The following is a 5,836-nucleotide window of genomic DNA, read 5'->3' on the forward strand; positions in this document are numbered from 1 at the left end:
AACCAGCGCCAAATTATCCTTAATGAAATATCCCAACCGGAAATTAAACTGCGGTTTCGAAATTTGCCCAGGATCAACGTAAGCCCAGTCTAATTCGCTCGGTCTGTCGTGCGCTGCCACATTCTCTAAAGTGAAATCGTAGCCGTTTCCTCTAAAGTGAATATCAGATTTAGTAAACGCGGCTCTGTTCCAGCCCCAGAAAACGAACATCTGTCCTTTTTTCGACATGGGCTTAATACTAAAATCGAAATCGTCAGATATTTCCTGAGTTGAATCTGTTTCCTGGGCAAAACTCAAGTTCAGTCCCAGAAAAAGGAATGCAAAAATTTTAAAGAACTTCTTCATCTTATTCTGCTTTCGCAGCTACCGGAATTGGATCCGCATAATTGGCTAAACCGTAATTTTTTGTTAATGCTTCAGGATTGTTAATATGCCATTCAAACTCATCTCGGAAATGACGGATTGCCGCGGCAACAGGCCATGCAGCCGCGTCACCCAAAGGGCAAATGGTATTTCCTTCAATTTTTCTCTGGATGTCCCACAGCAAGTCGATGTCTGCCAGAGTTCCTTCTCCGCTTTCTATTTTTTTAAGAATTTTATACATCCACGGCGTTCCTTCACGGCATGGTGTACACTGTCCGCAACTTTCGTGGGCATAGAATCTTGCCAGCGTCATGGTGTGTTCTACGATACACTGGTCTTCATCAAGTACTTCAAATCCGCCTGATCCCATCATTGTTCCGGTTGCAAATCCGCCATCCGAGAGGGATTCATAATTCATATATCTCGGCTCACCGTTAATGGTTTTCAGCAATAAATTGGCTGGAAGAATCGGCACGGAAGAACCGCCGGGAATACAGGCTTTAAGTTTCTTCCCGTTCGGGATTCCGCCGCAATATTCATCAGAATAAATGAATTCTTCTACGGTGATGGTCATGTCGATTTCGTAAACGCCAGGTTTGTTTATGTTTCCGCAGGCAGAAATCAGTTTTGTTCCGGTAGAACGTCCTACGCCAATTTTGGCATATTCGGCTCCCGTAATGTTGATGATAGGCACTACAGCTGCAATGGTCTCTACGTTGTTTACTACGGTAGGGCTTTCCCAAAGACCTTTTACTGCCGGGAATGGCGGTTTCAGGCGAGGATTGCCTCTTTTACCTTCCAGTGATTCCAGCAGTGCAGTTTCTTCACCGCAGATATATGCGCCGGCACCACGCTGAACGTAAATCTCCAGATCGTAACCGGTTCCCAAAATATTTTTTCCTAAGAATCCGTTTTTCTTTGCTTCTTCAATGGCTTCTTCCAGAATGTCGGGAATCCAGGAATATTCACCACGGATGTAAATGTATGATGTATTTGCACCCAATGCGAATGAAGAAACAATCATTCCTTCAATCAGAAGATGGGGCAGGAATTCCATTAAGTAACGGTCTTTAAAAGTTCCCGGTTCGGATTCGTCGGCATTTACGACCAGATATCTCGGGACGCCTTCGGGTTTTGCCAGGAAACTCCATTTCATTCCTGTGGGGAATCCTGCGCCGCCACGCCCTCTTAGTCCTGAAGTTTTCACTTCTTCCACAATGGCGTCGGGGGTCATTTTCAGTGCTTTTTCAACTGCTTCGTAACCGCCCTGTTTGCGGTAAACATCGAAGTAACGGATTCCTTCTATGTGCGCGTCTTTAAGTAAAAGTTTTTTACTCATTTTCTATATGCTTATTGCAATTGGCTTTTGGCTTCTTGCCTGTAATTACTTTTTTAAATTCAATAAAAACCTTACGTTTCTGAAATCAACAGCTTAGTCGAGTGCAACGGCTCCTTGTCTGCAGAGTTCCAGGATTTCGTCAACTTTTTCCACTGTTAAATTTTCGTGATAAAATTTACCCAACTGCATCATTGGCGCATAACCACAGGCACCGAGGCATTCTGCAGGTTTCAGTGTGAATAGTCCGTCAGCAGTGGTTTCGCCGTCTTTAATGTTCAGTTTGGTGCGGATATGATCGAGAATTTTTTCACTTCCTCTGGTAAGGCAAGGGCCGGTTCGGCAGACTTCCAATACATATTTCCCCACTGGTTTCATGTTGAACATGGTGTAGAACGTTGCAACTTCGTACACTTCAATCGGTTTGATACTGAGAATTTGGGCAACGTAATCCATCACAGGAACATCAAGCCAGCCGCCAAATTCTTTCTGCGCAATGTGAAGCACAGGAATGAGGGCAGATTTTTGCTTCCCTTCAGGATATCTTGCGATAATTTTATGTACCTGTTCTAAGGATTCAGGTTTAAAAGCAACAGTTTCGCTCATATTTTAAGATTTTAGATTTTAGATTTTAGATTTCAGATGAAATCGTTTTCTGAAAATCTTACCATTGATCTAATTTTTATGTTTGATTTTTAGATTAATTCAAAATTTATAACCTAAAATTAATAATTTTATTAAGCATCCAGCTCCCCGGCAATTACGTTCATGCTGCACATGGTAACAATCGCGTCGGAAATCATTCCGCCTTTGATCATTTCCGGATAAGCCTGATAGTAAATAAAGCATGGTCTTCTGAAATGCAGTCGGTAAGGAGAACGGCCACCATCACTTACGAGATAGAATCCTAATTCGCCGTTTCCACCTTCTACAGCATGATAAACTTCGCCTTTCGGCACATCAGTTTCGCCCATCACGATTTTAAAGTGATAGATAAGTGCTTCCATATTATTGTAAACATCGGCTTTTTCCGGCAGATAAAATTCCGGAACATCGGCGTGGAAAGGTCCTGCCGGCAGATTTTTATAAGCCTGTTCGATGATTTTTAAACTTTCCCACACTTCCTGCTGGCGAACCATAAAACGGTCGTAAGTATCTCCGGAAGTTCCTACAGGAATGATGAAATCGAAATCGTTGTAAGAAGAATAAGGACTTGCCACACGTACATCGTAATCTACACCCGCTGCACGTAAGTTTGGACCGGTGAAACCGTAGCTTAGTGCTCTTTCGGCAGAAATAGAGCCGGCCTTGATGGTTCTGTCCATAAAAATTCTGTTTCTTTCATTCAACGCACAGAATTCACCCCAGATTTTCGGGAATTTCTTTAACCATGTCTGAAGCATTTCATGGAACTGAGGGCTGAAATCTCTTTCGAAACCTCCGATTCTTCCCATGTTTGTGGTCATTCTGGCACCACAGATCTGCTCATACATTTCGTATATTTTTTCTCTTTCCTGGAAGAGATAGGTTAAGCCTGTAATTGCACCGGCATCCATCGCGATAACCCCGTTGCAAATCATGTGGTCGGCAATTCTGGCCAGCTCCATCATGATGACTCTCATGTAGTCTACCCGTTTCGGAACTTCGCAGCCGATGAGTTTTTCCACCGTCATGTGCCAACCCATATTATTTATTGGGGCAGAGCAGTAGTTCATCCTGTCGGTAAGGGTAGTAATCTGTGCAAAGTTTCTTCTTTCAGAAATCTTTTCAAAAGCACGGTGAATATAACCAATGGTTTGTTCTGAATGCAGAATCCTTTCACCATCCATCGTTAGAACATTCTGAAAAATACCGTGGGTTGCCGGGTGCGTTGGCCCCAGGTTTAGCGTATAGAGCTGCCCGTCGATATTTTCTTTTGCGTCGTTATGGCTGAGTATATTTGATAGCGCGTTGTCTTTCATAATTTTTCCTTTGATCTAAGGTTATCTTCCGAACATTTTGTCGTCTTTATCGGTTCTTGTGCCGTCTTCTAGGCGATACTCCTTCAGCATCGGGTGGTAGCCGATATCTTCCATATTAAGAATGACACGAAGATCAGGATGCCCTTTAAATTTAACTCCGTAGAACTCGAAAGTTTCTCTCTCCATCCAGTTAGCACCCGCATAGAGGTCGGTCATTGAATCTACTTCGGCATTTTCTTTTGGCATAAAGGCTTTCAGACGAATTCTGAAGTTGGTCATCATGTTATGAAGATGATAAATTACGCCGATTTCTTTTGCCGGATTTTCGGGATAATGAATTCCGCAGATATCTGTAAGGAAATTTATTTCTAAAGATGAATCTCTAAGATAGTGAATTACCTTTTTGATGTCTTCTTTTTTTATTTCTAAAGTAAGAAGATCATATGGTTCTGAATGCGAGATTACTGAATCCGGAAATTCTCTTGTAATTGCTTCTAAAACAAATTCGTTTGTCATTGCCAAATTAATTTATGCCGTAGGATTCCAGTAAGTTTTTATATTCAGGAAGATCTCTTCTGCGGATACTTTCGTTTTCGCAAAGTGCCTGTACCTGCATTACGCCTTCAATAATCTGTTCCGGTCTTGGCGGGCAGCCGGGAACATACACATCTACAGGAATAATTTTATCGATTCCCTGAAGCACAGAGTAAGTATCGAAAATACCACCGCTGGAGGCACATGCACCCACAGCAATCACCCATTTTGGCTCAGCCATCTGAGTATAAACCTGCTTCAGTACAGGTCCTAATTTTTTAGAAATAGTTCCGCAAACCATCAGCATATCTGCCTGTCTTGGGGAGAAGGAGTTTCTTTCCATCCCAAATCGTGAAGCGTCGTATGTCGGGTTCAGTACAGCCATAAATTCAATACCACAACATGAAGTGGCAAAAGGAAGTGGCCATAGCGAAAATTTACGTGCCATGCCTATTACACTGCTGAGTTTGGTTGCGAAAAATCCTTCGCCCTCAAAACCCTCAGGTGGTTCAGCATCCATTCTTATAATTGGTTTGTTATCTGACATTTTTGTTTTCTTTTAAGATTAATTAAAATACGAAAAATGGGGTTTATTTATCCCAGTCTAAAGCTCCGCGTTTCCATACGTAAATGAAAGCGAGGAAAAATACGGAGATGAAAGTAAGCACCGCCAAAAATCCTTCTACACCAAATTCGCGCAGATTAACTGCATATGGATAAAAAAATACAATTTCGATATCGAATAGTACAAAAAGAATTGCGGTGAGAAAGTATTTTACAGAGAAAGGAGTCCGGGCATTGCCTTCTACATCCACACCACACTCGAAGCTTTCATTTTTTTTAGTAGAACTTGCCTTCTGTCGCGGGCCTAAAAAGTGTGTTCCTAAAATACAGAGTAGTACGAATCCAAAACCAACAGCAAACTGAATGATAATGGGAAGATAGTTTTCTGGAATATTCATGCTTACATTATTTTCTCAATATGCAAATTTAATGAATAAAGATGTAAGGAAGAAATTTAACTCTAAGAATTATAATTTTATAATTAATCCCTGTTAATTTAGAATTAGTAAAAATAATTATTTCTTTCCTGAGTTTTTCATGCGCTTCAGTACGAGGAAAGCCAGATATCCAATGTATAAAAAGAGGAAACTTGCGAAAAGGATATTGATGAGGCTGTTGGTGCGCTCATCAGCAACCTGAAAAAACTGATTGTAGACAATAAAAGCAACAATAAGAAGCAGATAAACGGAAAGTTGTTTTTTCATTTTAAGGATTTTAAACAATAATTGTTACTGAATTTCCATAGAGTAGGTTCTTCTGCGCTTGTGATTTATAGGGTTGTAATCCTGCCAGAGTACCTGTACGCTTTTATTTTCTTCCAGTTCCGGGTTCGTTTCCGCAAACTTAATTCCCATCTTGCTGAATCTTAAGAATATTTCTTTGAAAATAATCGCGGTAACGCCGCGGCGCTGGTATTCCGGATGAATGCCGATGAGATAAAAATTGGCGCGGTCGTTTTTCTTGCCGGCCTGCAGAAAATGCCACCACCCGAAAGGCAGAAGTTTTCCTTTTGATTTCTGCAACGCTTTGGAATAAGACGGCATTGTAATCGCAAAAGCAACAAGCTGATGATTTTCAT

Annotated in this window: 8 protein-coding genes and 1 pseudogene; all 9 read right to left on the minus strand. The window is 41.4% G+C overall.

Annotation, left to right across the window (positions count from 1 at the left end; translation table 11 throughout):
* Positions 1–345, minus strand: a pseudogene (locus tag V5N63_RS05115) (hypothetical protein); the annotation flags it as partial.
* 1 nt (position 346) lies between these two features.
* Entirely contained in the window at positions 347–1,702 is a 1,356-nt protein-coding gene (gene nuoF, locus V5N63_RS05120; protein ID WP_088469477.1) for an NADH-quinone oxidoreductase subunit NuoF, read from the minus strand.
* A 93-nt stretch (positions 1,703–1,795) separates the two neighbouring features.
* On the minus strand, positions 1,796–2,305 hold the full coding sequence (locus tag V5N63_RS05125) for an NADH-quinone oxidoreductase subunit NuoE family protein (RefSeq protein ID WP_332033080.1): 510 nt from the start codon (positions 2,303–2,305) through the stop codon (positions 1,796–1,798).
* 131 nt (positions 2,306–2,436) lie between these two features.
* Positions 2,437–3,660 (minus strand): NADH-quinone oxidoreductase subunit D, encoded by a 1,224-nt coding sequence (locus tag V5N63_RS05130; protein WP_332033081.1) that lies wholly within the window; start codon positions 3,658–3,660, stop codon positions 2,437–2,439.
* Positions 3,661–3,681: 21 nt separating this feature from the next.
* The gene (locus V5N63_RS05135; RefSeq protein ID WP_088469474.1) at positions 3,682–4,176 is read right to left on the minus strand and encodes an NADH-quinone oxidoreductase subunit C; all 495 of its coding nucleotides are present in this window, start codon (positions 4,174–4,176) and stop codon (positions 3,682–3,684) included.
* Between the two features lie 7 nt (positions 4,177–4,183).
* Positions 4,184–4,741, minus strand: coding sequence for an NADH-quinone oxidoreductase subunit B (locus V5N63_RS05140; protein WP_088469473.1), 558 nt, complete (start codon positions 4,739–4,741; stop codon positions 4,184–4,186).
* A 43-nt stretch (positions 4,742–4,784) separates the two neighbouring features.
* A complete protein-coding gene (locus V5N63_RS05145) occupies positions 4,785–5,156 on the minus strand; it encodes an NADH-quinone oxidoreductase subunit A (protein WP_088469472.1) in 372 nt (123 codons plus the stop codon).
* Between the two features lie 117 nt (positions 5,157–5,273).
* The gene (locus V5N63_RS05150; RefSeq protein WP_265144150.1) at positions 5,274–5,462 is read right to left on the minus strand and encodes a hypothetical protein; all 189 of its coding nucleotides are present in this window, start codon (positions 5,460–5,462) and stop codon (positions 5,274–5,276) included.
* A 24-nt stretch (positions 5,463–5,486) separates the two neighbouring features.
* On the minus strand, positions 5,487–5,836 hold a 350-nt coding region (locus V5N63_RS05155), incomplete at its 5' end, for a GNAT family N-acetyltransferase (protein ID WP_332033082.1).

The sequence above is a fragment of the Kaistella sp. genome (genome assembly GCF_032060305.1).
Classification (GTDB): Bacteria; Bacteroidota; Bacteroidia; order Flavobacteriales; family Weeksellaceae; genus Kaistella; species Kaistella yananensis.